The sequence below is a fragment of the Variovorax sp. PBS-H4 genome (genome assembly GCF_901827205.1).
GTDB lineage: Bacteria > Pseudomonadota > Gammaproteobacteria > Burkholderiales > Burkholderiaceae_C > Variovorax.
The window spans coordinates 5,853,523-5,880,343 of sequence record NZ_LR594675.1 but is presented as its reverse complement, the minus strand read 5'-3'; the positions used below and the strand labels follow the sequence as shown (position 1 = coordinate 5,880,343).

Below are 26,821 nucleotides of genomic sequence, written 5' to 3'. Positions count from 1 at the left end.
AGCGAAGAGCTTCAGCCGGCGCCGTGGCCACGAGCGACGACCGCCGGCTACAGCAAGCTCTCGGGCGCCAGCGGCGCCAGTATCTCCAGCATCACGCGATCCCAGAGGGTGGAGTCGGGCTCGCTGGTCAGCACCTGCTCGACGCCGGCCTCCTCGCTGACCCATTCGATGCGTTCGGTGCCGGGCGCGAAGCGCACCTGGTAGGCGCCCTGCTGCTTGAGCACCTCGATCAGCTTGAGCACCTGTTGCGCCATTTCACGGCTGAAGATGATCAGCCCGATCTCTGTATTGACGACGTCGGAGCGCGGGTCGAAGTTCATCGACCCGACGAAGAGCGTGCGCCCGTCGATCACCGCCGACTTCGCATGCAGGCGCCCGATCTGCGTGCCGAATAGCCCCAGGCGCACGCTGCGCCGGGTGCGCTGCGAGCTGAGCTCGTAGATCTCGACGCCGAGCCTGAGCATGTCTTCGCGGTAACGCCGGTACCCGGTGTGCACCACCGGCTCGTCGGTGGCGGCCAGGGAGTTGGTGACCACGCTGATCTTCATGCCGCGCCCGCGTACCTCGCGCATCGCCTCCAGCCCGCCCTTGCCGGGGATCAGGTAGGGCGAGACGATGGTCACGTCGGAGCGGCCGCGGCGAATCTGCTCGATCACGTTGTAGCGCACGCTGTCGACGTCCAGCAGCGGGATGCCGCCGTAGGTCACCTGCTTGCCGATCACGCGTTCGGGCGAATCGGCGTAGGCCTCGGCGCGGGTCCAGATCAGGTCCAGCTTGCCGGCCTTGATGTCCTCCGCGATCGGGCTGTAGCCCAGCACGTCGTTGGGTGCGGGCGGGCGCGGGGGCGGCGTGCTCTGCGGGCTGCTCAGCGCTTCGAAGCGGCGCTGGCGTTCCTCGCGCGCCAGGGAGGCGGCCACCACGGTCTCGAGGGGGCGCACGTACTCGCTGTTCCAGTACTGGTCGAAGAGGCTGGCCAGCCGCGGGATCAGCGCGCCGGCGACGAAGGTGTCGAGGTCGATGAAGTTGGCGCCGGCGGTCTGCGTGAAGTACTCGTTGCCGATGTTCCGCCCGCCGGCCACCGCCATCGCGCCGTCGGCGATGAAGAGCTTGTTGTGCATTCGCCGGTTGACGCGCCCGAAGTCGAGCAGCGAGGCCGAGAAGCGGCGGAGCATGCTGCCCCGCCCCGCGGGAAAAGGATTGAACAGGCGAAGCTCGAGGTTGGGCGTGGCGGCCAGGCTCAGCAGCAGTTCGTCTTCGCCCGAGGTGTACAGGTCGTCCATCAGCAGGCGCACGCGAACGCCGCGCTGGGCGGCATCGCGCAGCGTGCGCAGCAGGTAGCGGCCGGTCTCGTCGTTGTGGATCTGGTAGTACTGCACGTCCAGCGTGCGCTGGGCCCGGCGCGCGAGCTCGAGCCGGGTGTCGAGCGCGAAATCGCCGCCAGGCATCAGGCGGAAGCCGCTCAGGTCAGGGTCGGGTTGTGAGCTCTTTGCAATGCGGCCGAGCGCGGTTTCGGGGGACAGCGGCACCGCCCTCGAGGGCGTGCGCTCGAACTCGGCGGGCAGCATGGCGCAGCCGCTGGCCAGGAAGAGCACCGCCGCCAACGCCAGGCCCAGGCGCACCCACTGCAGCAGGCAGCTCGGGTGCACGCGCATCGCTACAAGGCCTTGCGCAGGTTGGCCGGCGCGATGCGCAGCGCCTCGCGGTACTTGGCCACGGTGCGGCGCGCACACTCGATGCCCTGCTCCTTGAGCATCTCGGAGACCTGGCTGTCCGATAGCGGCTTTTTCACGTCCTCGGCGCTCACGAACTGCTTGATCAGCGCGCGCACCGCGGTGCTGGAGGCATTTCCGCCGGTCTCGGTGCCCAGCGCCGAACCGAAGAAGTACTTGAGCTCGACCGTGCCATAAGGCGTGGACATGTACTTGGCGGTCGTCACGCGGCTGATGGTGGATTCGTGCAGGCCCAGCTCGTCGGCGATCTCGCGCAGCACCAGCGGGCGCATGGCGAGCTCGCCGTGGACGAAGTAGTTCTTCTGCCGCTCGACGATCGCGTTGGACACGCGCAGGATGGTGTCGAAGCGCTGCTGGATGTTCTTGATGAACCAGCGCGCCTCCTGCAGCCGTTGCGAGAGCGCCTGGCTGCCTTCGCCCTTGTGCGCCTTCAGCGCGCCGGCGTAGATGTCGTGCACGCGCAACCGCGGCATCACCTCGGGGTTGAGCATGACGCGGAACTTGGCGCTGGTGCCGTGGCCGATGCGCGTGACGATCACGTCGGGGATGACGATGTTGCGCTCGACATTGGCGAAGCGGCGCCCCGGCTTCGGCTCCAGCCGTGCGATCAGCTGCAGGGCGGCGCGCACTTCCTCTTCGTTGCTGCGGGTGAGCGTGGCAAGGCGCTTGAAGTCGCGCTTGGCGAGCAGCTCCATCGGCTGCTTGCAGACCGCAATCGCCGTCCGGCGCACCTGCCTGTCTTCCTCGGTGTCGTCTTCTTCCTGCTGCGCGCGCAGCTGGAGCGCGAGACACTCTGCCAGGCTGCGCGCACCGACGCCGACCGGCTCCAGGCTCTGCAGCAGGCCGAGCGCGACCTGGAAGTGGTGCACCAGTTCGTCGAACTGGTCGTTGTCGTCGCCGGCCAAGCCCGAGGCCAAAGACGGCAGCGAGTCCTCGAGGTAGCCATCGTCGTTGAGCGATTCGATCAGGAAGCGCAGCGCGGCGCGGTCGTTCTCCTCCAGGCGCAAGGCCAGCGCCTGGCGGTGCAGGAAGGACTGCAGCGACTCCTGGCTGCTGGCGAGCTCGGTCGCATCGGGACGCTCGCCGTCGGCCGTGCCGCTGTTGCGCGCGGGCGCGTCGCCGCCCCATTCGCTGTCGTCCGGCACCAGGTCGACCGTGCCGTCGCCTTCCCAGTCGGGCTCGCCCTCCGCGCTTTCGGCAGTGGCGGCGGTCTCGCTGTCGGCTGCCGAGGTCGGAGCACTGTCGATCGGAGCCGGGGCCGGACCCGCGATGAACTCGCTCTCCCCCTCGGCTTGGCGGTCATCCTCGCGCACCGGTGTGTCGGCGGATTCCAGCCCGAACTCCTCGCGCGGGGCTTCATCGGCGGTTCGCTCCAGGAAAGGGTTCTCGTCGAGCATCTGCTCGACCTCCTGGCTCAGCTCGAGCGTGGACAGCTGCAGCAGGCGGATCGACTGCTGCAGCTGCGGCGTGAGCGCCAGGTGCTGCGAGACACGCAGCGAGAGCCCTTGCTTCATTGGATGGCGAGCCCCTACATCCGGAAATGCTCGCCGAGGTAGACGCGCCGCACCTCGGCGTTGTCGACGATCTCCGAAGGCGTACCTTGTGCCAGCACATGCCCGTCGCTGATGATGAAGGCGTGGTCGCAGATGCCCAGCGTCTCGCGCACGTTGTGGTCGGTGATGAGCACGCCGATGCCGCGCTCCTTGAGGAAGTTGATGATCCGCTGGATCTCGATGACCGCGATCGGGTCGATGCCTGCAAAGGGCTCGTCCAGCAGGATGAAGCGTGGCTGCGTGGCCAGCGCGCGCGCGATCTCGACGCGGCGGCGCTCGCCGCCCGAAAGCGCCAGCGCGGGGGAATCGCGCAGGTGGTCCACGCGCAGGTCGTGCAGCAGCTCGCTCAGGCGCTCCTCGATGCGCTGCTTCGACAGCGGCAGCGGCCGGCCGTCGCCGTTCGGCTCGCGTTGCAGTTCGAGCACCGCGCGCACGTTCTCCTCGACCGTCAGCTTGCGGAAGATCGAGGCCTCTTGCGGCAGGTAGCTCAGGCCCATGCGGGAGCGGCGGTGGATCGGCATGTGCGCGATGGGCACGCCGTCGATGCTGATCTCGCCCGCGTCGGCCCGTACCAGGCCGACGATCATGTAGAAGGAGGTGGTCTTGCCGGCGCCATTGGGGCCCAGCAGGCCGACCACCTCGCCCTTGTCGACGCCCAGCGAAACGTCCTTGACCACCTTGCGGCTGCCGTAGGTCTTCTGCAGGCCGCGCGCCTCGAGGCGGCTGCCCGTTGCGTCGCCGGCGCGGTGGACGGCCATCTCTGGGTCTGCCCTCACTTGCGTTCTTCCCCGCCGAGCGTGGTGGTCGAGCGCAGTCCGCTGCCGCTTGCTGGTGCGGCGGCAGGCGCCGTGGCCGGCCGGCTGCCGGCACCGGGGGCGGAGGCCGCCGGTTTGGGCGTGAGGATGGCCCGGACGCGCCCGCCCTGCGCCGCGACGCCGGCGTTGGGCGGCAGCGAGGAGCCGTTGACGGTGAAGGTGTCGTTGCTCTGGTCGTAGACGATCAGCGGCCCGCTGCTCTCGTCGTTCACGGTGGCGCCGTAAAGCCGGCGCATCACGGCGCGGCGGATGAACTTCACGTTGTCGGCGCGGCTGTCGTACTCGATCACCTCCGACTCGCCCTCGATCCACTCGTCGGTGCCGGCGTCGCGCTTCTGCTTGTAGTAGGCCAGCTTGCCGGGCGCCGCGGTGACCACGCCGTATTGGTAGCCCTCCGGATCCTGCCGCACGTCGATGCGGGTTCCGCGGATGATGATCGTGCCCTTGGTCACCACCACGTTGCCGGTGAAGACGCTGGTCTGCTTGAGGTCGTCATAGCGCATCGCATCGGCCTCGATGTTCATTGGCTTGGTGCGGTCGGCCTTCTCGGCCTGCGCCAGCGGGACAAGCCCGGCCAGCATCGAGGCGAAAACGAAAGCACGACAAAGGTGGATGGGGCTGGAGGGAAATGCAAACAAAGTCATAAAGGCACGAAACTTGCTGAGAATTGTATGCGGCCTCGCGGATCGGACTTCGGGGCACCCGGATGATGACGGCTCCGCCATGCTTCTCTTGCTGAGCTGGCCGCAGGCCTCGCAGGGCGTTTTCATTGGGGCAGCCGCGATGAAAAAGCCCGCCAAGGCGGGCTTCCTGCGGGAACGGAGCCGACTCAGGCGCTCTTGCGCGCTTCGCCGACCAGGTAGTCGGTGACCTGCAGGGCGCGCTCCATGCTCTTTGCGAGATCGCCATCCACATACCAGCGGCCCGCAACGCCGATCGAGGGCACGCCTGCCACCTGGTAGGCGTCCTGCAACTGCTTGGCGCGCTGGATCTTGCTAGCCACGCTGAAGGACTTGTACTGCTCGGTGAACTTGCCCTTGTCCAGGCCGTTGGCGGCGGCCCAGTCGATGATCTGCTGCTCACCTGAAAGGTTCTGGCGTTGCTGGTGGATGGCGTTGAACACCTTGAGCTGGTATTCGTCGACTTTGCCCATCGCCTCGAGCGCGTAGTAGAGCTTCTGCTGCGGCTGGAAGCTGGCCTGGAAGGCGACCGGCACGCGCTTGAAGGCCACGTGCGGCGGCAGCTTCTTGATCCAGCTCTCGAGCGCGGGCTCGAACGCGTTGCAGTGCGGGCAGTTGTACCAGAAGAACTCGATCACCTCGACCTTGCCGGCCGGTGCATCGACCGGCACGCGCTTGTCGAGCACCGCGTAGTCGGTGCCCGCCTTGGGCGCCAGCGCCTGCCCGTGCGCGGGGGAGATCAGAGGAAGCAGCCCCAGCGAGGTGGCGGCCAGCGAAAAGTCACGGCGTTTCATGTGTAAAGGTTCTCCTGTGCGGCTGACAGAGCCCGCGATGGCGCCGGAGTTCCCCGGGACTACGCAGGTGTGAAAAGACAAAGGCTCAGCGCTGCACGCGCACCAGGGCGGATTCGAGGCCGCCGCCGTCGAGCCTGTCCTTGAGCCGGTCGGCATCTTCCTTCTTGTTGAAAGGCCCCGCGCGCACCCGGTAGACGGTGCGGCCGGCCTGCTCGCGCTCGGTGACGCGTGCCTCCACGCCCATCAGCGAGAGCCTGGCGCGTTGCGTCTCGGCGTCCTCGGGGGTGCGGAAGGCGCCGGCCTGCACGAAGTACATGAAGGGATCGCTGCTGCTGGGCGGGGCGGCGGCCGTGGTGGCGCCTGCGCCGGAACGGGCGCGCGCGAGATCGCCGATGGGGTCGCTCGATGGTGGCAGTGCATTGGATTCGGCCGGCACCGGCGGCCGCGCAGCGCGCTGTTGTTGTTGCTGCTGCTGCTGCTGAGCGGTGGGCGGCACCACCACGGGGACGGGGGCAGGCTGCGGCGCAGCGGGGGCAGCGGCAGAAGGCGGCGGTGCCGCGGGTGCCGCGGGCGTGGCCGGAGGCTCCGGCGCACGCACGGCGCCGGCCTTGCCGGCCAGCGGGGCGTTGGGGTTCCAGTCACGGTTCTTGCGCGCCTCGGCCTCGTCCTGTTCGGGGCCGCCGCGCTGGGTCTTGGTCATGAAGGGAATGGGCACCTTGGTCACGTAGACCGCGATGCCCAGTGCCACGCCGAGGCCCAGCACCAGCCCGATGATCAGGCCGATGACGATGTTGCCGCGTTGTCGTCTTTGAGTCATGGTGAGAGTAGCAATCACATCTTGCGCGGCGCGCTCACGCCGAGAATCGCGAGGCCATTGTGCAGCACCTGCGCGGTGGCGGCGACCAGCGCCAGGCGGGCCAGTTTCACCGGCTCCTCGTCGACCAGGATGCGCTCGGCATCGTAGTAGCTGTGGTAGGCCGCGGCCAGCTCGCGCAGGTAGAAGGTGACGTCGTGCGGCGCGAAGTCTTCGGCAGCGGCGGCCAGCATGTCGGGGTACTTGGCCAGCATCAGCAGCAGCGACTGCGCGGCCGGGCTCTCGAGCGGCGAAAGCTCCGCCTGCGCAAGTGCCGCCGCGTCCCCGCCCCAGGCCGCCAGCACGGAGCAGATGCGCGCATGGGCGTACTGCACGTAGTAGACCGGGTTGTCGTTGTTCTGCGCCAGCGCCAGATCGATGTCGAAGGTGTACTCGGTGTCCGGCTTGCGGCTCAGCAGGAAGAAGCGCACGGCGTCGGTGCTGGTCCACTCGATCAGGTCGCGCAGCGTGACGTAGCTGCCGGCGCGCTTGCTGATCTTGACCTCCTCGCCGCCGCGCATCACGCGCACCATGGTGTGCAGCACGTAGTCGGGGTACCCGGGCGGAATGCCCAGCTTGTCGAACGTACCGACGGCCTGCAGGCCGGCCCGCACGCGTGCGATGGTGCCGTGGTGGTCGGTGCCCTGGATGTTCACCACCTTGTGGAAGCCGCGCTCCCACTTGGCGATGTGATACGCGACGTCGGGCACGAAGTAGGTGTAGCTGCCGTCTCCCTTGCGCATCACGCGATCCTTGTCGTCGCCGTAGTCGGTCGACTTCAGCCAGAGCGCGCCGTCCTGTTCGTAGGTCTTGCCGGCCTCGACGAGCTTCTTCACCGTGGCCTCGACCCGGCCGCTGGTGTAGAGGCTGGACTCGAGGTAGTAGTTGTCGAAGCGCACCTGAAAGGCCTTGAGGTCCAGGTCCTGCTCGTGGCGCAGGTAGGCCACCGCGAACTGGCGGATCGAATCGATGTCCTCCACATCGCCGCTGGCGGTGTATTCGCGATCGTCCGAACGCACCGTCTTCCTCGCCTTGAAGTCCTCGGCGATGTCGGCGATGTACTCGCCGTTGTAGGCCTGCTCGGGCCATTGCGGATCGCCCGGCTTGAAGCCTTTGGCGCGCAGCTGGGTGCTGGTGGCCAGGGTCTGGATCTGCACGCCGGCATCGTTGTAGTAGAACTCGCGATACACCTGGGCGCCTTGCGTGGCGAGCAGGTTGCAGATGGCATCGCCCAGCGCCGCCTGGCGGCCGTGGCCCACGTGCAGCGGGCCGGTGGGATTGGCGGAGACGAACTCGACCAGCACGCGTTCGCCCGTGCCGGGCTCCCGGCCGAACGCTTCGCGCGCGGCGAGCACCTCGTGCACCACTTGCTGCTTGGCAGCCGTCTTGAGGCGGATGTTGAGGAAGCCCGGGCCGGCGATCTCGATGGCATCGACCCATTGCTGGAACGCCGGCGTGGCGCGCAGCGCAGTGCTGATGTCCTCGGCGAGTTCGCGCGGCTTGCGGCCCAGCGGCTTGGCGAGCTGCATGGCGGCCGTGCAGGCGAGGTCGCCATGGGCGGCGACCTTGGGCGATTCGAAGACCGCCTTGGCGCCGGCGCCGGGGGAAAGGGATTCGAGCGTGTTCGCGAGTGCCGCGAGCAGCGCCTGTTTGACCAATAGCATCGCGGGATTTTACCGGGGGCAAACCCGCACTTGTGCGGCGACGTCATCCGCGGGTGCGGGGCACCCGTTAGCATGGGCGGCCCCCGGCCGGGGCTGCCTTCACAACCCACCCGAGGACATCACACCATGAAGAAGCTTCTCCCCCTGATGGTTATGGCCGCCTGTCTTTCCATCGGAGCCGCGCACGCGCAGGACAAGGCCGCTCCGGCCGCCAAGACCGCTCCGGCGCTGGCCCCCACTCCGACCTCGCCTACCGCCAATGCCCCCACCACCACCCAGCAAAGCAAGATGACTACTTGCAACAAGGAGGCCGGCGACAAGAAGGGAGACGAGCGAAAGGCCTACATGAAGTCTTGCCTCTCGGCCAAGCCGGTGACGCAGCAGGACAAAATGAAGACCTGCAACGCCGACGCCAAGGCCAAGACGCTGAAGGGCGACGAGCGCAAGGCCTTCATGAAGGAATGCCTCTCGTCCAAGCCGGCGGCCTGAGTTTCGTCGCTTCGACCACCGAGGCCTCGCGGGCCCCTGTCCGGCGGGGCTTTTTCATGTCGGCGACTGCCGCTACCCTCGCGCGCCGAATCCGCGCGCCAGGAACACGGCCACGAGCGGGATCAGGGCGATCAGGTGGGCCTGGATCATCACCAGCTTGCGCGTCTTCTTGATCTCGGCCGCATCGGGCAGCGTGCCGCTGGCGCGTACTGCCTTGCGCCAGCGGAAATACGTGAGCGTCGGGAAGATCGAGAGCACCCCGACGATGATGAAGAGCCCCAGCTTCACGTGCAGCAGCGGATTGGTCCAGTACCAGGCCGTGCCCTTCATGCCCCACCAGGTGCGCGCGACGCCGCTGAGGAGCACGGCGATGGCCGCGATCCCGTACACCATGTCGACCCGTGCGATGCGCTCGACCGCCGCCGCGTTCAGCCATTCGACGCGGCACAGGGCGGCCTCGCTGGCGATGAAGACCACCATGGTGAGGATGGCCAGGAAATGCACGTACGCAAGGATCGCTTCGAGGGTCATCGGGTTCTTTCCATTGAAGTCGCGGGCGCAGCGATTGTGCCGCCCCAGAACTCGGGCCGCGCATATTGCGCCTTCAGAAAGTCCAGCCACAGCCGCACCCGCAGCGGCAGGTGCTTGCGCTCGGGAAAGACGGCGTAGATGCCGTTGGGCGGCGCGGCGAACTCGTCCAGCAGGGGCACCAGCAGCCCGGCGTCGATCTCGGCCTCGACCTCCCAGGTGCTGCGCCAGGCGATGCCGTGGCCGGCCAGGCACCAGTCGTGCAGCACCTGGCCATCGGAGCAGTCCAGCGGACCGCTCGGCTTCAGGTAGACGACCTCGTGCTCGCCCGCCTCGGCCGGCACGCGAAAGGCCCAGCCGCGCGTCTGCGAAGCGTCGCTGGAGAGGGTCAGGCACGCGTAGCGCGACAGCTCGTTCGGGTGCCGCGGCGCCCCGTGCCGGCGGATGAACTCCGGCGTGGCGACGCAGCGGCGGCGGTTGTCAGCCAGGCGCAGGCTGACCAGCGAGGAGTCGGGCAGGTCGCCCACGCGCACCGCGCAATCGAAGTTCTCGCCGGCCACGTCGATCACGCGGTCGCTGAGGTTGAGCGAAATCGTGACTTCCGGATGCAACGCGTGGAAGCGCGGCACCAGCGGCGCCACATGGCGCCGGCCGAAGCCCGCGGGCGCCGTCACCCGCAGGTGGCCGCTGGCCTTGACACCGCCGGCGCTCACGCTGGCCTCGGCATTGGCGAGCTCGACCAGCAGCCGCTGGCAGTCCTCCAGGAAGGCGCTGCCTTCGTGCGTGAGCGTGATGCGGCGCGTGGTGCGCAACAGCAGCTTGACGCCCAGCCGCTCCTCCAGCGCATCGAGGCGCCGGCCCATGATGGCGGGCGCCACGCCCTCGGCCTTGGCGGCGGCCGTGAGGCTGCCGCGGGCGGCGATCGCGACGAAGGATTCGAGTTGCTTCAGGCGGTCCATCGGCGGGGATTATCCGGAGCCCGACGGCAGCGCTCCGAAGGGGGTCAGCCCGAGGGCCGTCGTCGTCGTCGCAAGGCAGCCCGTCCTTTCCCGGCGGCCTCAGAAAGCTGCGCGCAGACTCCTGGAGCCTTTCCTCCTCGCGCCGGAGGTGGCGCAGCGGATTCGCGGGTCAACCCAACAGGCCGGCCATCTCCAGCGCAAACAGCAGCATGGTGGCGATCAAGGCATGGGGCACACTCAGCGCAGCGACACCTGCAGGACGGCGTCCATTGTCAAGGGCGTTAATGAACTTGATCTGCATGTTTTGCACCCACATTTCGAACCGCTTCGCCATCACACTACCTTCGATGTAGTTGAAGTCGATATCGGATGCAAGGCATCGGCCGCACGTCACACCAGCAACGTCCCCCGCGTTGAAGCGCCTACCGTGATCGGTGAGTTCGAATTTCCCGCCTTCCTCTTTGATGTAGTCGGCTGCGATTTGAACCACGTAATCCTTGGCGTGCGCTGCCGCAGCAGCCGGATCAATGCCCTGCGCTACCAAGCACTCGGCGATCTTGTTGATCGTCGCGCTAATGAAGTCGTCTTCCTGCTCCTTCAGATTCGCGTCCGCTGCCATCTTGACAGCGGTTGCAGCGGTCAGCCCGCCGGCAACACACACGATCATGCAGACAACGGCAGTCCACTTCAGCAAGTTGCATTTTTGCTTTGTTTCGGCCTCGTCGTGCGAGGTGATCGCCAACTGAACGGTCCGCAAAATTTCTATCTTGACCTCTTCTATCAGACTCGAATTTGGGCTCACAGGGGATGCATTGTCTTCCCCTTGTAGATCCACATGAACAATCGTGCTCAGGTCGAGCACCGACGACGAGGATCGTGTGCTGGATTCGCTCAAGCTCACCTCAGAGACATCGTCGTTGGAGTCGTTGGAGTCGTCAGGGAGCAACGAGCACTTCTCGGTGGTGAGTGTCCCGACGTCATTGCGCACGACGCGCAGATTCCCGGGGAGCGGCGTGCCGTCGTGGGTCATGAAGTCGCCGTATTCGTCGACTCTCGCATACGCAAGAATCTTGCCCTTCGCGTCGAGGACGGCTTCATAGCCTTCGGGTGTCTCGCGTCCCAGCGGTGGCTGGCGCCGGTTGATCGGGTTCATTGGGATGGCAAGGTCGCCATCGTCCGGGTCGGACTCGGTGCTGTCCTCCTTCGAGAGCTCAGGCAGACTCTCCGAATCCAATTCCGCGGCGTCTGCCCGGACGACCCAGACCTTGTCACGCCGTTGGACGAGCGAGGAGACGTCGCCGTGAAATGTCCAGTCGTGGGAGATGATCAACTGGTCCTCCGGACCGTCGGGCAGGTATCCGACAACCGTTGCCCCGCCGCCTGGAAGCAGCTTCAGGACGGGATGGGCAACGAGGTTGGCGATCCTCGTACCGAGGGCGGTCCCATCCTGCAAAAGGGGTTCTGTGATGACATCCGGAGCCGCATATCCCACCAGAATGCCCCTGTTGCGCAATTCGATGGGCTGCTCCAAACCGAAATCGATCTTCGCCCGGCTCGGCTCGCTCCAGTGGTAGCCACCCGGAGCGTTAGGGTCCACCAAGATGTGCCCAGCGACGGCGAGCTCGCCGCGCTTTTCCACTATCAGGGGATAGAACAGCGGTTTGCCAGGAATCGATCGCTGTCCGGTTTGGCTGGCGAGCTGCGTCACCTTCTTCAACCTTGCGACTTCCGTGGCGACTTGTTCCCCGTGCGACGCTTTGCCGAGCGACCATGGCCCCTGCGGTTTGTCCTCCAGGTTGACAGTCGTGCGCCGGCAAATATTCGCGCCCATGCTTCCCGCCCCGGGCAGGGGCTTGATTGTGCGGATTGCTACAGACGTTGTCGGATTCATTTGATTTCTCCAAGAATGGGGACTTCCAGAGAGCGCAAGGCATTGGCCTTGTCCTGCGCCATGGCCTGGATCTCCGAGTGGCGCGCGTCGGAGCGCGCAATTTCGACGGCCGCTTCGAAAGCGGTCAGCGCTTCATCCTTCTCCCCCATGGCCACGAGGCACTCGCCGGCCCGGAACAATGCCCCTGGCGTCGGCTTGTCGCCCTCCATCGCAGTGCACATCTGGAAGAGGCGCGCCGCCAGCGCGGGCTGTTCCAGCCGCTGCAGGCAAGTGGCGAGCAGGAAGGCCGCGCTCGGCTCATGCGGCAGGGCCATGAAGAGCTCCATGGCCAGCGGTAGGGCGCAGCGGTAGTCCTCTCCTGTGCAAAGCTGCTCGGCACGTGCAAACAGCGTGCTGGCGTCGGCTGGCGAAGGCGGGCTGTCGGTCTCCGGAGGGCTGCGTCTGGAAATCGAATGGAGCCGCTGTAGAGAGCTCCGCACGGTGGCGGAGAGCTCGGGGTCGGCAATGAGATCGATCATCGGCGGGACCCTTCTTCGCGGTCGAGATCGACCCGGCGGTGGCCCGCGGGCTGGCGTGTTCGATTGCTGCTTCCTGGTTCCAAGTCCAACTCCTTTCTGAAAAGAATGCTCATCTCCATGCTCAGGCGAAGGCCGTCCACGCCGGCGGCTCTCCTGCCTTGTGCATCGACGAAAGGTCTTGCGCCTTTGCTTCAAAGCCATCGCGCCGCCACCGTTGCGCCAACCGTGCGATCTGCACCAGTGCCGCGTGCAGGGCCTGGGCATCGGTGTCCAGGGTCATGCGCAGGTAGCAGGCCAGTTCTTGCGTGCTGTCGTCGATGCAGTAAGTCGCGCTGTACTGCTGCGCCATCGAGATGTTGAGCGCCAGCAGGCGACGCAGCGCTGCTGCGTCGGTGGCCAGCGGCACCACGCCGAACACGCAATACGCGAAAATGCACGTTGGCCCGCTGAGCGGGTCGTAGCCGACACTGAACTGCACGTCCTCCACGCAAGTCTCAAATGCGACGGCGACGCGCGGATCGAACTCGAACACCGGCGCGTCATGCCCGGCATGCCGGTAGAAGCCGTTGACGAGATCCAGGAAGGGATGCGCGGAGTCTGCTTCCTTCATGTCGGCTTGTGCTCGCCGTAAGGGACGAACACGGCGGCGCTTCGATTGAGTGAGGAAACGACGCGAGGCGCCCCGAGGTTCGATGGGCCCGTCGACCGTGGAACGAATTCCCGTGCCTCCGGGTTCAGCCGCGGCGGAGGCGACATTACGGCACTCGTCTGCTCCGTTGGCGCGTTCGGTCGTGCTGGAGCCCAAAGGAGCGCACCGGGGTTGGTCCCCCATGGCTTGGGCTGTTCCACGGGCACGCCTCCCTGGTCCGCGATGCATTGGGCGACAGCATGCTTGATGCGGTCCTCGCCGTGACAACCGACGACGTACAAGGTGCCCGGGCCGATGTTCCCGGCGCCGAGGTGATGCGCGAACACGGCCTTCGCCACCGCGACGCTGACACCACCCGAAACGAGAGTGTCCGGATCGACCAGGATCTTCGCGTTGTGAAAGTCCAGGACGTTGTTGACGGGGTCGTAGCCGAGCGACTTCTGATAGATGCCATCGGTCATTGCGGCGTGCAGGATGGCCGCTGTCCTGTCGGCACGTGCCTGGGTTTCGCACGCCGCGAGCAATAGGCCGATGGTGCATTAGTTCGGCTTGACCCCCAGTCTGTCCATCAGGGCGACGACGTCCCTTGCCTTGTCGAAGCGATTGTTGCTTCCACAAAGAAAGATCACGTAGTTGAACTCGACGACATTGGGAACGACGCCAATGGCAATGGCGCTTTCAAGGCATTTGAAGTGGGGCTCCCAGGGTCTTGCCGCGCCGAGCGACATCGGAATGCGTTCCAAAGCGGGAGGGCCGGAGATCTGCGGCTTCTGCGCTTCGCCAGCCGGCTGCTCTGCCTTCGGATGCGAGCACGAGTCGACCAGTGGCAAGGGAACCCTGCCAGGAGTCGGCGATTGTTCTTCGCGGGTCTGAAGTGGCTGATTGCTGTTTGGCGTTGGCGAGACGGCGGCACAGAAGTGCCCCAAAGCCGATGATGCGGAGTGCAAGAAGTCGAATCCTCTGGGTTATGTTCATCGCACGGAATGCCAATGCGACAGGAACCTGGCATTGCATCCAGCCAAGCCTCGAATCGATAAGTAACCGTTGTAATGCCCCGGTTCCCGCGTCCGGGAGACTCGAGGTCGAGTCTCGAGGCGCGGCGGGCTCGGCCGCCGCCGGCTCAGGCAGTCATGCGTCCGGCGCGGCGCGTCGAGAGCAACGCCCGCAGCTTGGCCGGAGCCACCGGCTTGGTCAGGAGCGTCACCCCGCCCCGGCGCAGCCGCTGAAGCGCCTCCGGCCCTGTGGCGCCCGAGACCAGCACCGCCAAGGCGTGGGGTTGCAGGCGGCGCGCGGCCTCGATCACTTCCATGCCGTCCTCGGCGTCGGACAACTGCAGGTCGCACAGCAGCACGTCGATGGGCGTCGAAGCGTCGGCCAGGCGGCGCATCGCCTCGCTCCCGCTGTCCACGCATTCGACTTCGCAGTCCCATTGCGTGAGCAGCGTGCGGGTGGCGTCGAGGATGGCCGGATCATCGTCCACCACCAGGCAGCGCAGCCCGGCCAGCGGCGAGATGGCCACTGGTTCCGGTGCCGGCGGCGGCACGTCGCGTGGATCGGCAGCCGGCAGCTCCAGCGAGAAGGTGCTGCCGGCCTGCAGCGCCGAGCGCAGCCCGATCCGAGTGCCCAGGAGCGCGGCGACACGAGCGCAGATGGCGAGCCCGAGGCCAAAGCCCTGGCGCCGGTCGCGCTCGGTGTTCGCGACCTGGTAGAACTCCTCGAAGATGCGAGCCTGGTGGATCGGCGCGATGCCCACGCCGTTGTCGCGCACCTCGATACGCACCCGTTCACCGCGGCGCCGCGCCGCCACCAGCACGGTGCCTTCAAGCCCGCTGTGCGTGATCGCATTGCCGACCAGGTTGCCAAGAATGCGCAGCAACAGCGCAGGATCGGACCGCACCGCAAGGCCACGGTCCTGCCACACCAGCCGCACTTGCGACGCGGCGGCGCGCGCGGCGTGCTGGGCGCCGAGCTGGTCGAACAACATCGCCAGGGAGACGTTGCCGATGGCCGGCGTGAGCACCTGCGCATCCAGGCGCGAGATCTCCAGCAGGTCGTCGAGCAGCACGCCCATGAACTCGGCGCCTTCCTGCAGCCGCAATACGGCGGGGCGCTGCGTCGCACTGGCGGTCGGCAGCAGGCCATCGATGAACAGGCCCATGGCATGCAGAGGCTGCCGCAGGTCATGGCTGGCCGCCGCCAGGAAGCGGGCGCGCGAGAGGGCGGCCTGCTCGGCCTCCGCCATGCGCTGCAGCGCGACGGCAGTCGCCTCGCGCACCTGTTCCTCGCTCTGTTGCCGGTTGCGCTGCAGGCGCTCGGCCAGGCGATTGATGTCGTACGCCAGGCTGGCGAGCTCGTGCTGTGCGCGGCGGCCGCGCTTCTGTCCCTCTGCGTGCGCCACGGCGCCCTCGCGCGCGACCACCTTGCAGCGTGCATCGAACTGACCCGCCTCGAGCGCGGCCACGGTGCGCGAGATGCGGCGCAGCGGCTGTGCGACGGCCCTCGCTGTATGGCGCACCCACGCCCAGGCAGCGATCAGCGCGATCATCGCGATGCCAATGCCCGCCATCAGCGAGCGGGTGCGCTCGTGCGCGTAGGCCGTGGTATCGCGAAAGGCCTGCACCAGGCCGATGGGCTTCTCGCCCGCGGTGGTCGCGCCTTCGGGCGCGAAGGCGCTGGCCTTGGAGGCTTCGCGCAGCGTCACCGGCGCGGTGAACATGCGCAGCTGCCTCATGGAGGCGGCCTTGGAGCCGGCAGTCACGTAGATGCCGGCGCTGTTGCTGATCTCGACCCGCGTCACCTGCCCGCCGCGCAGGGCCGCGTTCGCCACGTTCTGAAGCGCGGGCAGGTCCCCGGCATAAAGGCTCAGGTCAGACAACGCGGCGACCTGGCGTGCCACCGCCTGGCCCTCGGCATCGAAGGCGACTTCCAGGGTGTCGAGCCGGCTGTGGGTAAACCAGGCCGTGAGCGCCAGCGCCACTGCCGCGCAGGGCACCACGCCGAGCCGGAACAGGTCGCGCTGGAGGCTGCCTCCCACGACCACCGCCCCTGCGTCGGCAGCGGGATCGATGGGGCGCGCGGTGGGCACGGCCAGAGGCGGGCTGGAGGAAATCATCGAGTGGCGGTGACCCGCTCCGTGAGCTCGCGCTCCGCGGGCAGTCGCAGCCCCAGCCCGCGCGCGACGGTCGCATTGACACGCACGGTGGAGGGGGTCGCCGCTTCCACGAGCAGGCCGCCAGCGACAGGGGCGATGGCCAGCTTCTGCCCGAGCGCGCGCGCCTGCTGCGCGAGCTGCCCGGGCGTGGATACCGCAGCCGCGAGCCCGCCGGAACGCACCAGGCCGTCGCTGGTGCCGAACACCGGCAAGCCGGCCGTGGCGCCGGCACGCAGTACCGAGAGCGTGGCAGGCTGGCTGTCGCCGATCAGGTCGGGCAGCACCATCAGCGCATCGCTGCGCAGCACCAGCGTGCGCAGCACCGAGGCCAGCGACCTGGCATCCGGCGCGTACTCGATCTGCAGGTCCCACCCCTGGGCGGCGCGCTGCAATTCGCGCACGATCGGCTCCGATTCGGCCGTGGCCACCACGCCGAGCCGGCGTTTCTGCGGCAGCACCGCATCGATGAGCACGAGCTGGTCGGCCATCGCCGGCTCGCTCAGCAGCACTGCGACGGGGCGGTCGCCGCGCTTGAGTGCGGGGTTGCCCTTCAGCCTCTCGTAGTCGAGACGGCTCAGCATGGCGAGCACCAGCGGGTCCTGGCCGGGCCGTTCGATCGCGTTGCGCGCCGCGGCCACGCCGACTGCCATGGTGACCGGCACGTCAACGGGCGGGCGGGGGCGCAGGCTGCGGGTGCGCACGCCCGCGGTCACGCGGTCCTCACCGCCGGCCGCGACGCGATCCGCGTGCATGCCGTCGGCGGGCAGGCGCACCAGCTCGAAGCGGCTGCTCGCGTCCTGCGACTCGCGCAGCAGGCGCACGAATTCCGCGTGCGCCGCGTTATCGTCGGCCAGCAGTACCGTGAGTCCCGCTGCGTGCACGCCGGCGGCGAACATCGCCGCGCAGGCCGCGGCCGCGATGGCGCGCAGCCCCGGAAGGAGCCAAGAGAAAGGATTCACGAACATGAAGTGCACCGGCTGTGGGTGATGCAGCCAATGTACGGAGCCGGCTCTTTCCGCGCGATAAGGCAGAGGGCTTATGTCGGGCCCGCAGGCGTGCGCATTGCGCAGTCGAGCGCAGAAGTTCGCGGCCTCTCGGCCTATGCCTTATTTCGTATCTCGGCGGCAGTTGTCTGGCGCACCGCCGCCAGCTGCGCGCCGATGGCCTGCCGCAGCAGCTTGGGCGACACGGGCTTGTAGAGCACGGCCACGCCCGCGCTGGCGACTTCGCGCAGCCGGTCGGGCTTGGTCTCGCCGGTGACCAGCAGGCGTGCGGTGGACGCGCCGATGCCGCGCGGATGGCGCTCCAGCGCGGCGAGCACTTCCAGGCCGTTGTCGCCGCCCTGCAGCAGCAGGTCGCTGACCACCAGGTCGGGCGGCCGCTCCCAGCTGTCGGCGAAAGCCAGCGCCTCGCTGCGCGTCTGCGCGGTCATCACCTCGGCGCCCCAGTTGCTGAGCACCACCTGAAGCCCTTCGAGGATGCTGCGCTCATCGTCGATCACCAGTGCGCGCACGTCGCGCAGGCTCGGCTCCTCTTCGGCCGCCGCGGCCGCCGGTGCGGTGCCCGCCGCCGGCAGCATGGGATCGGCGCCGCGCACCAGCACGCGCACGCAGGTCCCCTTGTGCGGCTGCGAACTCAGCTCGACCTGTGTGTTGAGCAGTGACGCCAGCCGCTGCACGGTGGCCAGGCCCAGCCCCATGCCCCGGGCATCGCGGCCTTGGCGCGGCTGCGGCTCGACCTGGTAGAACTCCTCGAAGACGCGCGACTGGTGGTGCTGCGCGATGCCCACGCCGGTGTCGACCACGTCGATGCGCACGCTGCGCCCGCGCTGCCGAGCGCCGACCAGCACGCCGCCCGCCGTGGTGTGGCGCAGGGAGTTCGACACCAGGTTGTTGAGAATGCGCGAGAGCATGACGTAGTCGCTGCGCACCCACAGCTCTGTCTTGCGTACCACCAGCCGCAGGTTCTGCTGCTCGGCCACCGGACGGAAGTTGCGGCTGATCTCGTCGAACAGCTGGTCGAGTGCGAAATCCGCCCACTGCGGCTGCAGCACACCGGCATCGAGCTGCGAGAGATTGAGAAGGCCCGAGAACAGGCGGTCCAGCGAGTCCACGCACTCGCGGATGTGGCCGATGCGCTGCAGGCGCACCGGGTCGGTCTCGCCGTTGGCCAACCCGTCGGAGAACAGCGTGAGCGCATGCAGCGGCTGGCGCAGGTCGTGGCTCGCAGCGGCCAGCAGCCGCGTCTTGGCCTGGCTGGCCACCTCGAGTTGCTGGTTCTTGCTGGCGAGCTCGGCGGTGGCATGGGCAATGCGGCTTTCGAGCAGGGAGCGGCTTTCCGACAGCGCGGCGGCGGCCTCGTTGAAGCCGTGCTGCAGCCGCCGCACCTCGGCCGTGCCCTCGACCGCCACTTGCACTTCCTCGCCGGCGCCCAGCCGGTCCACCGCCTCGCCGAGCGCCCGGATCGGTGCGCTGATGCGGCGCGCCGCCCACCAGCCAGCCAGCCCCACGCCCACCAGGCTGGCCGCCAACACCAGCACCACGTTGAGCCAGACCGAGCGCTTGGCGCGCTTCACCGCGTCGAGGCTGATCTCCACCATCACCTTGCCGGCGTGCCGACCATCATCGGCCACGATCGGCGCCACCACCTGCAGGCCCTCGCCGCGCTCGCGGTCCTGGGTCTCGGAGTTGGCCAGGATCTCGCCGTCTTCCGACCAGATCTGCACCTGCTGCACGTGTGGCTGGTAGCTGCCGGACTGGGCGGTGCGCTGCAGCGCGCGCCGGTCCACGCGCTGCAACTGCGACTGCGCGACAGTGGCGACTTGCAGCGCCACGGTCTGGGCGTTGGCGCGCATCAGCTCGGTCACGTTCGCGAGGTGCTGGCGCGTCAGCACCGCGATGGCGCCCAGCGTGGCCACGGTGGCGGGCAGCAGCGCCAGCAGCACCAGCTGTTGCGCCAGCGTGAGGCGCACCAGCAGGCGCAGGGCGCGGAACGGCCAATTCATCGTTGGAGCGGTCGGGCGCCGGCGTGGCGCCGGGGCTTCGACCGAGAGACGTGGCCAGCGGAAAATGTCACGGAATCTGCCAAAGTTGGTTTCTAATTGTGTTCTCTAGAGAGCAGCTTTGACCAGCCCGTTGCCAGCGCAGCCCAGCCCGACGTAGTTCCCAGAAAGATGCAGGCCCCTGTTCATGCCGCCCATGGCGCATTTCCCGTGTTGACTGCGTGGCACCCCGCCGGGCGTTTGCGCATGATGGCACGGCGCCTGCCTGCGCTGATGTGGCGCTGCATCATCACCGCCTTGCTGGCCCTGCCCTTCGCCGCTCCCGTGCAGACCGCTGCCGCACCGGACTCGACACCGCTGCGCTTCGGCATCCTGCCGCTGGGTGGCGCCTTCGAATCGCGCAACGACTGGGAGCCGCTGCTGGCGAACCTGAGCCGTGCCATCGGCCGGCCGGTGAGCGTGCTCTCCGTCAACTCCTACGAGGCGCTGGAGCAGGCCATTCAGCGCGACCAGGTCGACATGGCTTTCCTCTCCGGCAAGATGGCGCTCGATGCCGTCTCGCAGCGGCGCATGAACGTGGTCGCGCAGGTTACGCGCCACGATGGCCTGCCGGGCTACCGCGCCCTGCTGCTCACGCGCAAGACCGGACCGCGCAACACGCTCAAGAACTTGCTGGCCGAGCCCGAGCGCTGGCGGCTGGCGCGCGGCGAGAGCCGCTCGGTCTCGGGCTTCATCGTGCCGCAACTGCAGCTCTTCCTGCCCAACCACATCGTGATGGAGACGCGCTTCGCGAGCGAGCTCGTCGGCACGCACCAGGCCACTGCGCTGGCGGTGGCCAACGGCGAGGCCGACGTTGCCACCAACAACACCGCCGACTTCGAGCGGTTCAGGATCCAGTTCCCGGTGGAGGCCGAACGCCTCCACGTGATCTGGGAATCGGAGCTGATTCCGCATGCGCAGATCGTCGTGCGGCGCGACTACAGCCCCGAGTTCCAGAAAAAGGTGCAGGACTTCCTGGTCGACTACGGGCGCAGCAAGAGCCCGCGCGGCGATGCCGAGCGCGTCGTGCTCAGGTCGCTGCACGACCTGGCGGGCTTCCTGCCGGCCGACAACACCTCGCTGCTGCCGGCGGCCAAGCTGGCCTACCAGCTGGCACGCCAGAGCGCGATGACTTCGCAGTGGGTCAACGAGGCCGCGCGGCAGGCGCGGCTGCAGCGCATCGAAAGTGGCTATGCCGAGCAGTTGGCTGTCTTGCGCGGCAGCGCACCCTGAAGCCGTGGCCCGGCGGCGTTTCCTGGCCGCGGTGGTGCTGCTCGCAGTGCCTGGGGCTGCCTCGTTCGCGCAGGGCACGCGCACCGAGGCCGCGGCTCCCCTGCGCTTCGGCGTGCTGCCGATCGGCGGCGCACTCGAGTCGCGCGAGAGCTGGACGCCGCTATTGAACGACCTGAGCCGCGGGCTCGGCCGGCCCGTGACCGTGCTGTCCGCGAGCTCCTACGAATCGCTGGACCAGGCGATCCGGCGCGGCGAGGTGGACTTCGCCCTGCTGTCGGCCAAGCTCGCGCTCGACGCTGTCGCTCAGCAGCGGATGAACGTCGTGGCCCAGGTCAAGCGCCACGCAGGGGTGTCCGCACATCGGGCCGTGCTGCTGGCCCGCAAGGACGCGCCGCCCCGCACGCTGAAGGAACTGCTCGACTCCCCCGAGCGATGGCGTCTTGCCCGCGGCGACAACCGCTCGATCTCCGGCTTCATCGTTCCGCAGCAGGAGCTCTTCCTTCCTCACGGAATCGCGATGGAGCGCTTCCGCAGCGAACTGGTCGACACCCACCAGGGGACGGCGCTGGCAGTAGCGAACGGCGATGCCGACGTGGCGACCAACAACACCACCGACTTCGAGCGTTTCAGGCAGCAGTTTCCGGTCGAGGCGGCGCGTCTGCAGGTGATCTGGGAATCCGGCCCCACGCCGCCGGCCCTGTTCGTGGTGCGGCGCGACCGGTCCGCGGCGCTGCAGAAGCAGGTGCAGAATTTCCTGGTGGGCTACGGCCGGCCCCGCGGGCTCCGGGGCGATGCCGAGCGCGAGGTGCTGAAGCAACTGCAAGCGCCGCTGGGCTACCTGGCGCAGGACAACAGCGCGCTGCTGTCCACGGCGGCCCTGGACTATCAGCTAGCCCGGCAACGCGCGCTCAACGCGAAATGGGTCAGCCAGTCGGCGCGCGATGCAAGGCTCGAGCACATCGAGCGCAGCTACGCGCAGCAGGTGGCAGCGCTGCGTGGCGCGCCGTGAGCTTGCGGTCGCGGCAATCACTCTTCCTGACGTCGCTGCCAATGTTGCGATAGTGCGCCGCACAATCCGGCCCTTTCGAAGCCGTGCGCACGGCGAGTCGAACCATCCGCCTGCAGGGCGGTTCCCGTTCACTCCCCCTGTATCACCGCCATGATGTTCCCCTCCGTATCCTTGAACCAGGCGGCCTTCGCGCCGCCCTGGTTCACGATCCCATTGGCGTCCTGCCCCGGCATCCCGTAGTCCTCGAGCACGACGCCGCGCCTCTTCAGCTCGGCCACTTCGCTCTCGATGTCCGCCACTTGCCAGAAGGCCTGGCTGGCCCGCGAGGTGCCGGCGTTGGGCGTCGGGTACAGGAAGCAGCTGGTGCCGCCGGCGCAGTCGTAGACCACGCCGCCGGCGATCTCCATCTTGGGTTCGAACCCAAGTTTCTGTTCGTAGAACTGGCGCGCGCGGTCGACGTCCTTCGCGGGGATGTAGGCATACATGGGGGATTTCTGAAGCATGGCTTTTCTCCTGTTGAGCCTGAAGATCGCATTTTGCGAGCCCGACGGCTTGCCGGTGCAAGACGTCGGACCGTGCCGCTCGAAGGCGCCGTGGTGCCGCCCTTACACGAACGATGGCCGCGCGCTGACAGGGCAGAGAAGCCGCGCGTGAGGTGATGTAACCATGATTTGCAAGCGGTTCCGGTTCCCTTCTTACAACGTATTCGGCCGTGCGATTGCGGCGTTTTCCTTGGCCGCCGTCGCGGCGTGCGGCGGCGGAGGTAGTGGAGGTGGCGCAGGCGCGCTCCCGATGCTCGCCTCGACGCCGTCTGGCAACACCGGCACAACCGCCGTCAGCCCGCCCGTGAGCCCACCGGCGACGACTGCACCCAGCGACGGCGTGCAATCCGCGACCTTGGTCACGGCCGTCGGGCCGGACACCTATGGCGCAGGCTCGGAAGGCCAGCAGGCGCTCCAGCTGCTGAACGCCGAGCGCGGGCGTTGCGGCTTCGGCCTGCTCGCGCAGAACGCCCGCCTCGACACCGCCGCGCAGGCCCATGCGGACTGGCAGATCCTGAACAACCAACTGAGCCACACCGAAGCATCGGGCACGCCCGGCTTCACCGGTGTCACTCCGCTGGACCGGGTGGTGGCCGCGGGCTATGTGCCGGGCGGCGTCGGCGAAGAGATCTCGACGCTGTTCTACTCCGGCTCGATCGCAGGTACGGGCGTCTTCGGCGTGCGGGCGCTGCTCGCGCTGCCATACCACCAGCTCGGCATGCTGAGCGGCTACCGCGACGTCGGCATCGCACTGCGGGGCAGCGACCAGCTCGGCACCACCGCGAACCGGGGACCACGCACGGTGCAGCAGTTCAACCTGGGCTTCACGCGCTCGGCAGGCCGCCAGGAACCCGCAGGAGACGAGGTGCTCACCTACCCCTGTGAGGGGACGACCGGTGTCTTCTACGAGATCACCAACGAAACGCCCAACCCGGTCCCGGGCCGCGACCTGCGGGCCAGTCCTCTCGGCCCGGGCGTGGTGGTCGCGGTGCGAAGCGGACAGACGCTCGCGATCTCCTCGGCCAGGATGACCACGCTGTCGGGCCGCACGCCCGTCGCATTGCGCCCGGCGCTGACCAGGGACAGCGATCCGAACGCGGTGCTGGCGTCCCATCAGGCGGTGCTCATTCCCGACGCGTCCCTCATGCCGAACACCAGCTACACGGTGAACGTCGCCGGGACCAACGATGGCGCAGCTTTCGAGAAGACCTTCAACTTCACCACCGGTGCCGGCGCGGCCCGCTGAGCGGCGCCCGACTAACCCCTTCGCACTATTCCGTCGCCCTTGGCTAGGCCGTTAGCCAGATTTGCCGCGCACCCCGTCGCGCCGGAAACTGGATGTTTCCTACCCCGGCGGGACGGCCCGCCATCAACGGAGCGTGGATGACCTGGCGAACTAAAGTGGTTTGGAGCGAGGGGATGCTGCTGCAGCCCCAGCACCTGCAGCAAAGCGAACGCCATGCCGACCATGCACGCCATCGGGGTGTTGCGGATCGCCACGGCCCATGCATGGTCCACGCCGGCGCCTCCCGGTCGCCCGAAGACGCGAAGGCCCCCTCGAGGGGCATCGCAGTGCACGAAGTGACAAGCGTGGGGGCTATCAAATGATTCAGGACGAAGGGGCCACTGCTGCTCCGGGCTGGTTCGGCAAGCTGCCCGGCATGGGCGACGTGACGCAACGCCGCATGCCTGCACTCTTCCGGGAGCCTTGGGACCGCTGGCTGCAACACGGCCTCGCCCGGCTGCGCGCGCGGCATCCCGACTGGATCGAGCGCTACCTCAAGGCGCCGCTGTGGTGCTTCGTGCTGAGCGAAGGCGTGATCGATGGGCGCAGCTGGCTCGGCGTGCTGATGCCTTCGGTCGACGCCATCGGGCGCCACTTTCCCTTGACGCTGGCAGCCGAGCTCGTGTCGTCGCGCACCGAGCTGCAGGGCGAGGTGCTGGCGCGCACGAAGTACTGGTGGGCCCTGGCCGCGCAGGCTGCGCTCGAGGGCCTGGAGCACGACTTCGATGCGCTGCGTTTCGATGAGCGGCTCCAGGAACTGTTCGCCGGCTATGCGGACGAGGCGGGCACGGACGACGCCGCTGCGCAGGCGCATCCGCTGTTGGCGCTGCCCGAAGTCGGGCATTCGCTGTGGTTCACCGATCCAGGCGCCGAGCGCGGGCCGGGGATGACCAGCCAGGGGTTGCCGCAGGACGAGCAGTTCGAGGCGCTGTTTGGCTTTGGGGCGGACTCGGGGTTGCGGCAGGAGACGGGGCTGTGACGGGTGCTTTGCTCGCTTTGCCTCTGCTCTGCCGGGGCCGGCGTGCGCTGCCAGATGGACAAGCCGGATGATGGAAGGCAGGCCGTTCGAGCGGGTGCAGCTACGCGCCGAGGGGCAGTTCGCCTGCGGCTTCTGAATGCGAAGAGATTCGCCTCGTCGCGGAACTGATCGGGTGTGGCAGCCACTCACCGTCGCCACATGACAAGGAGCAGACGCGGATGAGCAACCCCTCGCACGCCATCGTCCAACCTACACCGCCAGCAGATCCGTTCGACCCCGCGCTGGAGTGGGTCCTGGCCCGGAAACTGCACGAAGCCGGCAGGTTCGACGAAGCCGAGCAAGCGTACGAGCGCGTCCTCGCGGCAGTGCCGGAGCATGCCGATGCATTGCATTTCACGGGGCTGGCGGCGCACCAGCGCGGCGACCACGCGCGGGCGATCGCGCTGATCCGCGCCGCCATCGCCCTCGACGGGGAGCAGTTCGGCTGGTACATCAACCTCGGCAACGTGCTGCTGCTGGCCGAGCAGCCGGACGCGGCGGGCGAGGCCTACGAGGAGGCGCTGCGGCTGGCGCCGGAGCGCGCCGACATTCACAACAATCTTGGCGTATTCCTGACCGAGCGGGGGCGGCTCGCGCAATCGGAGTCCACGCTGCGCCGTGCCGTCGCACTCGACCCCGGCAGGGCCGAAATCCATGCCAACCTCGGGCGCGTGCTGCTGCGCCTGTCACGCAGTCAGGAGGCACGAAGCTGCCTGGACGAGGCGTTGCGACTGGACCCGGAGCTCACGCTGGCGCGTCCCTTGCTGGCCCTGATCTACCGCAGGCTCGGACGGCTGGACGCAGCGGCGCAGGTCTATCGCGAGTGGTTGGCGCGGGACCCCGATGATCCGACGGCGCTGCACCACCTCGCTGGATGCTCGGGCGAGGCTGTGCCGGAGCGTGCAGCCGAGGCCTATGTGGAGCGCACCTTCAATGCCTTTGCCAGTACCTTCGACAAAACGCTGGAGAAGCTGGCCTACCGAGGGCCGGCGCAGCTGGCCGAAGCCGCGAGGCAGCGCCTGGGCGAGCCTGGAGGCGCTCTCGACGTGCTGGATGCCGGCTGCGGCACCGGCCTGTGCGGCCCGCTGATCGCGCCGTACGCGCGCCACCTGGCCGGCGTCGACCTGTCGCAGCCGATGCTCGACAAGGCACGGCTGCGGGAGGTGTACGACACGCTGACGAAGGCCGAGCTGACCGCCTTTCTCGAAGACGCCGAGCCCGCTTCCTGCGATCTCATCGTCTCGGCCGACGTGTTGATCTATTTCGGCGCTCTTGACCGCTGTTTCCAGGCCGCGGCGAAGGTGCTGCGGCCGGGCGGCTGGCTGTTCTTCACCGTCGAGGCCTTGGCCGGCGAGGAGGGCACCGGCTTCCAGCTCCACGCGCACGGCCGCTACAGCCACTGCGAGGGCTACCTGCGCCAAGCGCTCGCAGCCGCCGACCTGATGGTCGAAGGGCTGGAGCGCGCACACCTGCGCGTGGAGGCCGGCCAGCCCGTGGAGGGCTGGGTGGTGTCATGCAGAAAAGAACCGCTGGCCCCCTAGCAGAAGGAGAGTCATGGCCGAAGACACCCCGTTCACCATCAAGAGCGATTCGCCGGTTGCCGGCGCGCTGATGCTGGAAATCGAGATCGACACCTTGTCGAGGCAGGGCGGCCGCAGCTACAACGAAGACGTGTTCGGCCAGTGGAACGACGGCCGCTTCCTGGCTTGTGTGGTGGCCGACGGCGCCGGGGGGCACGGCGGCGGCGACGTGGCCGCGTCGATCGTGCGCAGCAGCGTGCTGAGCGGGTTCGCGGCGGCGCCGGGGCTGGACCGCGAGGCGCTGCGACGACTGCTGCAGCAGGCCAATCGCGACGTGGTCGCACGCCAGGCCGAAGGCGGCACGCTGGCGGCCATGCGCTCGACGGTGGTGCTGGCGGCCATCGACCTGCACGAGAACGCGGTGGTCTGGGCCCACAGCGGCGACAGCCGCGCTTACCTGTTCCGCGGCGGCGCTCCGGTGGTGCGCACCATCGACCACAGCCTGGTCCAGCAGATGGTGGCGGGCGGAATGATCGACGAGGAAGCGGCGCGCCTGCATCCGAAGCGCAACATGCTGCTGTCGGCGCTGGGCTCGCTCGAATCGCTGCCGGAAATCACGGTGTCGGAGCGCATGGCGCTCGCCGTGGACGACGTACTGCTGCTGTGCAGCGATGGCGTCTGGGAGCCGCTGGGCGACGCATGCCTGTGCGAGACGCTGCGAACTTCGCCGGGCCCCGGCCGATGGATGGAGCAGCTCGACACCGAGATCCGCGCCCGGGCCAGGCCCGGGTACGACAACTACACGGCCGTCGCCCTGTGGCTGCACCGGGGCGGCGAGCACGACGAGGTCGTGCGGCCGCTGCCTGAGCCGCCGGGGCCGTAGCGCGGCGGGCCAGCGCC

At 68.1% G+C, this 26,821-nt stretch carries 25 protein-coding genes; 7 read left to right on the top strand and 18 right to left on the bottom strand.

Annotated features, from left to right (window positions below; genetic code table 11):
• Nucleotides 1–47: 47 nt before the first annotated feature.
• From E5CHR_RS27980 to argS, 7 genes are all read right to left on the bottom strand, one after another.
• Nucleotides 48–1,652 carry a phospholipase D family protein gene (locus E5CHR_RS27980; protein WP_232062220.1) on the bottom strand — a complete coding sequence of 535 codons (1,605 nt, stop codon included), beginning with the start codon at nucleotides 1,650–1,652 and terminating at the stop codon, nucleotides 48–50.
• 2 nt (nucleotides 1,653–1,654) lie between these two features.
• Nucleotides 1,655–3,244, bottom strand: coding sequence for an RNA polymerase factor sigma-54 (locus E5CHR_RS27975; protein WP_162583042.1), 1,590 nt, complete (start codon nucleotides 3,242–3,244; stop codon nucleotides 1,655–1,657).
• 14 nt (nucleotides 3,245–3,258) lie between these two features.
• Nucleotides 3,259–4,041, bottom strand: a complete 783-nt coding sequence (gene lptB, locus E5CHR_RS27970) for an LPS export ABC transporter ATP-binding protein (protein ID WP_162583041.1) — start codon at nucleotides 4,039–4,041, stop codon at nucleotides 3,259–3,261.
• Between the two features lie 14 nt (nucleotides 4,042–4,055).
• The gene (lptA, locus tag E5CHR_RS27965; protein ID WP_162583040.1) at nucleotides 4,056–4,742 is read right to left on the bottom strand and encodes a lipopolysaccharide transport periplasmic protein LptA; all 687 of its coding nucleotides are present in this window, start codon (nucleotides 4,740–4,742) and stop codon (nucleotides 4,056–4,058) included.
• A gap of 185 nt (nucleotides 4,743–4,927) precedes the next feature.
• Nucleotides 4,928–5,572, bottom strand: coding sequence for a thiol:disulfide interchange protein DsbA/DsbL (locus E5CHR_RS27960; RefSeq protein WP_162583039.1), 645 nt, complete (start codon nucleotides 5,570–5,572; stop codon nucleotides 4,928–4,930).
• Between the two features lie 85 nt (nucleotides 5,573–5,657).
• The gene (locus E5CHR_RS27955) at nucleotides 5,658–6,389 is read right to left on the bottom strand and encodes an SPOR domain-containing protein (RefSeq protein ID WP_162583038.1); all 732 of its coding nucleotides are present in this window, start codon (nucleotides 6,387–6,389) and stop codon (nucleotides 5,658–5,660) included.
• Nucleotides 6,390–6,403: 14 nt separating this feature from the next.
• Entirely contained in the window at nucleotides 6,404–8,089 is a 1,686-nt protein-coding gene (gene argS / locus E5CHR_RS27950) for an arginine--tRNA ligase (RefSeq protein WP_162583037.1), read from the bottom strand.
• Nucleotides 8,090–8,215: 126 nt separating this feature from the next.
• Between argS and E5CHR_RS27945 the strand changes: the two genes are divergently transcribed.
• Nucleotides 8,216–8,578: a PsiF family protein gene (locus E5CHR_RS27945; RefSeq protein ID WP_162583036.1), complete on the top strand. Its 363-nt coding sequence runs from the start codon at nucleotides 8,216–8,218 to the stop codon at nucleotides 8,576–8,578.
• Between the two features lie 72 nt (nucleotides 8,579–8,650).
• On the opposite strand, the gene E5CHR_RS27940 is transcribed toward E5CHR_RS27945, so the two are convergent.
• From E5CHR_RS27940 to E5CHR_RS27895, 10 genes are all read right to left on the bottom strand, one after another.
• Nucleotides 8,651–9,109, bottom strand: coding sequence for a DUF2214 family protein (locus tag E5CHR_RS27940; RefSeq protein ID WP_162583035.1), 459 nt, complete (start codon nucleotides 9,107–9,109; stop codon nucleotides 8,651–8,653).
• The gene (locus E5CHR_RS27935; protein ID WP_162583034.1) at nucleotides 9,106–10,065 is read right to left on the bottom strand and encodes a LysR family transcriptional regulator; all 960 of its coding nucleotides are present in this window, start codon (nucleotides 10,063–10,065) and stop codon (nucleotides 9,106–9,108) included. Before E5CHR_RS27935 ends, E5CHR_RS27940 begins: the two co-directional genes overlap by 4 nt.
• A 169-nt stretch (nucleotides 10,066–10,234) precedes the next feature.
• The gene (locus E5CHR_RS27930) at nucleotides 10,235–11,956 is read right to left on the bottom strand and encodes a hypothetical protein (RefSeq protein WP_162583033.1); all 1,722 of its coding nucleotides are present in this window, start codon (nucleotides 11,954–11,956) and stop codon (nucleotides 10,235–10,237) included.
• Nucleotides 11,953–12,474 (bottom strand): CDC27 family protein, encoded by a 522-nt coding sequence (locus tag E5CHR_RS27925; RefSeq protein WP_162583032.1) that lies wholly within the window; start codon nucleotides 12,472–12,474, stop codon nucleotides 11,953–11,955. The genes E5CHR_RS27930 and E5CHR_RS27925 overlap by 4 nt, the downstream gene beginning before the upstream one ends.
• A gap of 121 nt (nucleotides 12,475–12,595) precedes the next feature.
• Complete coding sequence (locus tag E5CHR_RS27920) at nucleotides 12,596–13,084, bottom strand: CesT family type III secretion system chaperone (protein ID WP_162583031.1); 489 nt, start codon at nucleotides 13,082–13,084, stop codon at nucleotides 12,596–12,598.
• Nucleotides 13,081–13,584: a hypothetical protein gene (locus tag E5CHR_RS27915; protein ID WP_162583030.1), complete on the bottom strand. Its 504-nt coding sequence runs from the start codon at nucleotides 13,582–13,584 to the stop codon at nucleotides 13,081–13,083. Before E5CHR_RS27915 ends, E5CHR_RS27920 begins: the two co-directional genes overlap by 4 nt.
• Before the next feature lie 78 nt (nucleotides 13,585–13,662).
• Nucleotides 13,663–13,953 carry a hypothetical protein gene (locus E5CHR_RS27910; protein ID WP_162583029.1) on the bottom strand — a complete coding sequence of 97 codons (291 nt, stop codon included), beginning with the start codon at nucleotides 13,951–13,953 and terminating at the stop codon, nucleotides 13,663–13,665.
• A 290-nt stretch (nucleotides 13,954–14,243) separates the two neighbouring features.
• A complete protein-coding gene (locus tag E5CHR_RS27905) occupies nucleotides 14,244–16,235 on the bottom strand; it encodes an ATP-binding response regulator (RefSeq protein ID WP_174255758.1) in 1,992 nt (663 codons plus the stop codon).
• Nucleotides 16,232–17,239: an ABC transporter substrate binding protein gene (locus tag E5CHR_RS27900; RefSeq protein WP_232062219.1), complete on the bottom strand. Its 1,008-nt coding sequence runs from the start codon at nucleotides 17,237–17,239 to the stop codon at nucleotides 16,232–16,234. The genes E5CHR_RS27905 and E5CHR_RS27900 overlap by 4 nt, the downstream gene beginning before the upstream one ends.
• A gap of 134 nt (nucleotides 17,240–17,373) precedes the next feature.
• Nucleotides 17,374–19,278, bottom strand: coding sequence for an ATP-binding response regulator (locus E5CHR_RS27895; RefSeq protein WP_162583028.1), 1,905 nt, complete (start codon nucleotides 19,276–19,278; stop codon nucleotides 17,374–17,376).
• A 246-nt stretch (nucleotides 19,279–19,524) separates the two neighbouring features.
• On the opposite strand from E5CHR_RS27895, the gene phnD reads away from it, so the two are divergent.
• Nucleotides 19,525–20,547, top strand: a complete 1,023-nt coding sequence (gene phnD / locus E5CHR_RS27890) for a phosphate/phosphite/phosphonate ABC transporter substrate-binding protein (RefSeq protein WP_443083130.1) — start codon at nucleotides 19,525–19,527, stop codon at nucleotides 20,545–20,547.
• Nucleotides 20,507–21,556: a phosphate/phosphite/phosphonate ABC transporter substrate-binding protein gene (locus E5CHR_RS27885; RefSeq protein ID WP_162583027.1), complete on the top strand. Its 1,050-nt coding sequence runs from the start codon at nucleotides 20,507–20,509 to the stop codon at nucleotides 21,554–21,556. Before phnD ends, E5CHR_RS27885 begins: the two co-directional genes overlap by 41 nt.
• A gap of 128 nt (nucleotides 21,557–21,684) precedes the next feature.
• On the opposite strand, the gene E5CHR_RS27880 is transcribed toward E5CHR_RS27885, so the two are convergent.
• Complete coding sequence (locus tag E5CHR_RS27880) at nucleotides 21,685–22,059, bottom strand: VOC family protein (RefSeq protein WP_162583026.1); 375 nt, start codon at nucleotides 22,057–22,059, stop codon at nucleotides 21,685–21,687.
• Nucleotides 22,060–22,348: 289 nt separating this feature from the next.
• On the opposite strand from E5CHR_RS27880, the gene E5CHR_RS27875 reads away from it, so the two are divergent.
• The 4 genes from E5CHR_RS27875 to E5CHR_RS27860 all read left to right on the top strand — a co-directional run bounded on the left by E5CHR_RS27875 (nucleotide 22,349) and on the right by E5CHR_RS27860 (nucleotide 26,804).
• Nucleotides 22,349–23,344 carry a CAP domain-containing protein gene (locus tag E5CHR_RS27875; protein ID WP_232062217.1) on the top strand — a complete coding sequence of 332 codons (996 nt, stop codon included), beginning with the start codon at nucleotides 22,349–22,351 and terminating at the stop codon, nucleotides 23,342–23,344.
• A 358-nt stretch (nucleotides 23,345–23,702) separates the two neighbouring features.
• The gene (gene tagF / locus E5CHR_RS27870) at nucleotides 23,703–24,362 is read left to right on the top strand and encodes a type VI secretion system-associated protein TagF (protein WP_162583024.1); all 660 of its coding nucleotides are present in this window, start codon (nucleotides 23,703–23,705) and stop codon (nucleotides 24,360–24,362) included.
• 218 nt (nucleotides 24,363–24,580) lie between these two features.
• Nucleotides 24,581–25,942, top strand: coding sequence for a tetratricopeptide repeat protein (locus E5CHR_RS27865; RefSeq protein WP_162583023.1), 1,362 nt, complete (start codon nucleotides 24,581–24,583; stop codon nucleotides 25,940–25,942).
• Nucleotides 25,943–25,955: 13 nt separating this feature from the next.
• Nucleotides 25,956–26,804, top strand: coding sequence for a PP2C family protein-serine/threonine phosphatase (locus E5CHR_RS27860; protein ID WP_232062216.1), 849 nt, complete (start codon nucleotides 25,956–25,958; stop codon nucleotides 26,802–26,804).
• Nucleotides 26,805–26,821 lie beyond the last annotated feature (17 nt).

Excerpts from the sequence above, each read along its gene's own strand:
- E5CHR_RS27885 (WP_162583027.1), top strand. The coding sequence starts at position 20,507 with ATGCCGAGCAGTTGGCTGTCTTGCGCGGCAGCGCACCCTGAAGCCGTG.
- E5CHR_RS27920 (WP_162583031.1), bottom strand. The coding sequence starts at position 13,084 with ATGAAGGAAGCAGACTCCGCGCATCCCTTCCTGGATCTCGTCAACGGC.
- tagF (WP_162583024.1), top strand. The coding sequence starts at position 23,703 with ATGATTCAGGACGAAGGGGCCACTGCTGCTCCGGGCTGGTTCGGCAAG.
- E5CHR_RS27945 (WP_162583036.1), top strand. The coding sequence starts at position 8,216 with ATGAAGAAGCTTCTCCCCCTGATGGTTATGGCCGCCTGTCTTTCCATC.
- E5CHR_RS27900 (WP_232062219.1), bottom strand. The coding sequence starts at position 17,239 with ATGTTCGTGAATCCTTTCTCTTGGCTCCTTCCGGGGCTGCGCGCCATC.
- E5CHR_RS27875 (WP_232062217.1), top strand. The coding sequence starts at position 22,349 with ATGCTCGCCTCGACGCCGTCTGGCAACACCGGCACAACCGCCGTCAGC.
- lptB (WP_162583041.1), bottom strand. The coding sequence starts at position 4,041 with ATGGCCGTCCACCGCGCCGGCGACGCAACGGGCAGCCGCCTCGAGGCG.
- E5CHR_RS27940 (WP_162583035.1), bottom strand. The coding sequence starts at position 9,109 with ATGACCCTCGAAGCGATCCTTGCGTACGTGCATTTCCTGGCCATCCTC.
- E5CHR_RS27895 (WP_162583028.1), bottom strand. The coding sequence starts at position 19,278 with ATGAATTGGCCGTTCCGCGCCCTGCGCCTGCTGGTGCGCCTCACGCTG.
- E5CHR_RS27880 (WP_162583026.1), bottom strand. The coding sequence starts at position 22,059 with ATGCTTCAGAAATCCCCCATGTATGCCTACATCCCCGCGAAGGACGTC.
- E5CHR_RS27925 (WP_162583032.1), bottom strand. The coding sequence starts at position 12,474 with ATGATCGATCTCATTGCCGACCCCGAGCTCTCCGCCACCGTGCGGAGC.
- E5CHR_RS27865 (WP_162583023.1), top strand. The coding sequence starts at position 24,581 with ATGAGCAACCCCTCGCACGCCATCGTCCAACCTACACCGCCAGCAGAT.
- lptA (WP_162583040.1), bottom strand. The coding sequence starts at position 4,742 with ATGACTTTGTTTGCATTTCCCTCCAGCCCCATCCACCTTTGTCGTGCT.
- E5CHR_RS27905 (WP_174255758.1), bottom strand. The coding sequence starts at position 16,235 with ATGATTTCCTCCAGCCCGCCTCTGGCCGTGCCCACCGCGCGCCCCATC.
- E5CHR_RS27915 (WP_162583030.1), bottom strand. The coding sequence starts at position 13,584 with ATGACCGATGGCATCTATCAGAAGTCGCTCGGCTACGACCCCGTCAAC.
- argS (WP_162583037.1), bottom strand. The coding sequence starts at position 8,089 with ATGCTATTGGTCAAACAGGCGCTGCTCGCGGCACTCGCGAACACGCTC.
- E5CHR_RS27980 (WP_232062220.1), bottom strand. The coding sequence starts at position 1,652 with ATGCGCGTGCACCCGAGCTGCCTGCTGCAGTGGGTGCGCCTGGGCCTG.
- E5CHR_RS27935 (WP_162583034.1), bottom strand. The coding sequence starts at position 10,065 with ATGGACCGCCTGAAGCAACTCGAATCCTTCGTCGCGATCGCCGCCCGC.
- E5CHR_RS27930 (WP_162583033.1), bottom strand. The coding sequence starts at position 11,956 with ATGAATCCGACAACGTCTGTAGCAATCCGCACAATCAAGCCCCTGCCC.
- E5CHR_RS27955 (WP_162583038.1), bottom strand. The coding sequence starts at position 6,389 with ATGACTCAAAGACGACAACGCGGCAACATCGTCATCGGCCTGATCATC.
- E5CHR_RS27960 (WP_162583039.1), bottom strand. The coding sequence starts at position 5,572 with ATGAAACGCCGTGACTTTTCGCTGGCCGCCACCTCGCTGGGGCTGCTT.
- phnD (WP_443083130.1), top strand. The coding sequence starts at position 19,525 with ATGGCACGGCGCCTGCCTGCGCTGATGTGGCGCTGCATCATCACCGCC.
- E5CHR_RS27860 (WP_232062216.1), top strand. The coding sequence starts at position 25,956 with ATGGCCGAAGACACCCCGTTCACCATCAAGAGCGATTCGCCGGTTGCC.
- E5CHR_RS27975 (WP_162583042.1), bottom strand. The coding sequence starts at position 3,244 with ATGAAGCAAGGGCTCTCGCTGCGTGTCTCGCAGCACCTGGCGCTCACG.